This is a genomic window from Aquabacterium sp. (assembly GCF_030652515.1).
In the GTDB taxonomy this organism is placed as follows: Bacteria; Pseudomonadota; Gammaproteobacteria; order Burkholderiales; family Burkholderiaceae_C; genus Aquabacterium.
The window spans coordinates 1-3,006 of the sequence record NZ_JAUSAR010000168.1 but is presented as its reverse complement, the minus strand read 5'-3'; the positions used below and the strand labels follow the sequence as shown (position 1 = coordinate 3,006).

Here is a 3,006-nt window from a genome sequence, read left to right as displayed (position 1 = left end):
CTCGACAACGGGAAGGCGCACTGGTTTGACGACATCAACGACGCCCTCAACGCCTACAAGGAAAGCCGCCAGAAATGAACAGCCCCGCCACCAAACCCGGCCTGCCGTCCGTGCTGCGCCAACACGCCCTGCTGGCAGGCACCTGTATTGCGGTGCTGCTGGCGGCGGTCTATTGGGCCGCTATCGCGTCCGACCGCTACATCTCCGAGGCCCATGTCATCATCCAGAGCACCGACATGGCCAGCAGCCAAGGTTCGGGCCTCGCCAGCATGCTCGGCGGCGGCGTCGGCATCCCCACCGAGCAACTGCTGCTGCGCGATTACCTGCTGTCCGTGGACATGCTCAAAAACCTCGACGCCAAGCTGAATCTGCGCGGCCATTACAGCGATCCCGCGCACGACGTACTCTCGCGGCTGTGGTTTAAGGACGCGACGCTGGAAAAGTTTTACGATTATTACCGCACCCGGATCAGCGTCGAACTCGACGAATATGCCGGCATCCTGGTCATCAAGGCACAGGGTTACGACCCCGGCACCGCGCACGCCATCGCGACGCTGCTGGTGGATGAGGGCGAGCAGTTCATGGACGGCCTGGCGCGCAACCTCGCCCAGGAACAGGTCAACTTCCTCAACAAGGACATCCAGAAAACCCGCGAGCACCTGTTGCAGGCGCGCGAGGCGCTGCTAAGTTTCCAGAACAAATACGGTCTGGTGTCGCCGCAAGGCACCACCGCCAATATCGCCGGCACCATCAACCGCATGGAAACCCAGCTCAACGACCTGCAGACCAGCCGTTCCGCGATGCTCGGCTACTTGATGCCGAACAGCGCCAACATCGTCGAGCTCAACCTGCAAATCGACGCACTGGAAAAACAGATCGCCAGCGAAAAAGCGCGGTTGACCTCGACCAAGGGCAAGACCCTGAACAGCACGGTCGAGGCCTACCAGCGCCTGGAAATGAACGCCACCTTCGCGCAGGACGTCTACAACGCCGCGCTCACCGCCCTGGAACAAGGCCGCATCCAAGCCTCGCGCACACTGAAGAAAATGTCCGTGCTGCAAGCGCCGACGCTGCCCGAGTACGCAGTGGAACCGCGCCGCCTATACAACTGCGTGGCCTTTACCGTGCTGACACTCATTCTCGCCGGCATCGCGCACCTGCTCGCCGCCATTATCCGCGACCACAAGGACTAATACACCATGAACCGTTTACCGTTTGCGTTGCCATTGACGCCGCTCGCGGCAGGCCTCGCCCTGCTCTGGCTGCTGGTCGCCAGCCTGCCCGCCGTTGCCGACAACGCCGACCCGTTCGGCATCAATCAGGTGATCGGCCTGAACGCGCCGCCGGGCAGCGCCACGCCGACCGCGACGACACCCGCCACCGTGGTGCCGGCCACGACCTCAACGCCGCAAATGTCCACCACCGCCACCGCCGTGCAGGCCGCGCCGGTGCCCGGCATCACCACACAACAGCCGCAGTATTTCGATTACTCCGTCAACCTGAAAAGCGACGTATTCGGCGCCAACCTGTTCACCGGCGCGTTTGCCCGCGAAGGCGCGACCCATTTCAACCCCGACTATGTCGTGGCCAGCGGCGACAACATCCAGGTGCGCTTCTGGGGCGCGTTTGAATACGACGCGCCGCTGACCGTCGACCCGCAAGGCAACATCTTTGTCCCGCATGTCGGCCCCGTGCACGTGCTGGGCGTACGCAACCAGGATCTGCAACAAGTGGTCAACACCGCCGTCAGCCGGGTGTTCCGCGCCAACGTTTACAGCTACGCCAGCCTCGCCGCCGCGCAGCCGGTGCGCGTGTTCGTCAGCGGCTTCGTCAACCGCCCCGGCCTGTACAGCGGCACCAGCATGGACAGCCTGCTGCACTACCTGGACCAGGCCGGCGGCATTGACGTCGAGCGCGGCTCGTTCCTGAACGTAGAAGTCAAGCGCGGGCCGCGCACCCGCGCGACGCTGAGCCTGTACGACTTCATCCTGCAAGGCCGAATGCCGTTGATCCAGCTGTCCGACGGCGACGTCATTTTCGTCGCGCCGCGCCTGCACACCGTCAAGGTCAACGGCCTGGCCGGTAACGCCAAGCGCTTCGAGTTCAGCGACGAGGCGCGCAGCGTCGCCGACCTGATGAAAGTCGCCAAACCGCAGGCGCAGGCCACCCATGTCCGGATCACACGCAACACCGGCACGACCAAAAACGTCGAATACTACCCGCTCAGCGCCGCCCAGCAAGTCAGCCTGCAAAGCGGCGACGACATCGAATTCACCGCCGACAAAAAGCCGGGCACGATCACCGTGCGCGTCGAAGGCGAACACCTCAGCCCGCAGGAATACGTCATCCCCTACGGCACGCGCCTGGGCAAGCTGATGCAGCATGTGCGCTATTCCGAACGGGCCGACGTCAACAGCCTGCAACTGTTCCGGCAAAGCATCGCCGCGCGGCAAAAGGAGATGCTGAAGACCGCGCTCAAACACCTGGAGGCCGCCGTGTTGACGGTGCGCTCCGGCACCGCCGAAGAATCGCAACTGCGTAAGGAAGAAGCCGACCTGATGCTGCAATGGGTGGACCGGGCGAAAAACATCGAGCCCTCCGGGCAAGTGATGCTGGCCCATGCCGACAACATCAACGGACTGCTGCTGGAAAGCGGGGACATCATCCGCATCCCGGCCATCGACAACCTGGTGCTGGTCAGCGGCGAAGTGATGTTCCCGAACACCATCGCGCTGGCCGCCGACAAGACCGTGGAGGACTACATCAAGTCATCGGGCGGCTACTCGCAAAACGCCGACACCTCGCGGATCATCATCGCGCACCGGGACGGCAGCTTTGAGGACACCGAAGAAAACGGCGGCTGGTTTGACGCCGACACCGTAATCCGCCCCGGCGACGAAATCATGGTGCTGCCCAAAGTCGACGCCAAGTACCGCCAACTGTTCAAGGAAGTCTCGACGATGCTCTACCAGATGGCCCTGGGCGCCAGGGTTATCCTGAATTAAG

At 63.1% G+C, this 3,006-nt stretch carries 2 protein-coding genes; both read left to right on the top strand.

Going from position 1 to position 3,006, the window contains the following annotated elements; all coding sequences use genetic code 11:
• Positions 1 to 74: 74 nt before the first annotated feature.
• Entirely contained in the window at positions 75 to 1,193 is a 1,119-nt protein-coding gene (locus Q7V20_RS19000) for a chain-length determining protein (protein ID WP_304794893.1), read from the top strand.
• A gap of 6 nt (positions 1,194 to 1,199) precedes the next feature.
• Positions 1,200 to 3,005, top strand: coding sequence for a polysaccharide biosynthesis/export family protein (locus Q7V20_RS18995; RefSeq protein WP_304794891.1), 1,806 nt, complete (start codon positions 1,200 to 1,202; stop codon positions 3,003 to 3,005).
• Position 3,006: the final 1 nt, after the last annotated feature.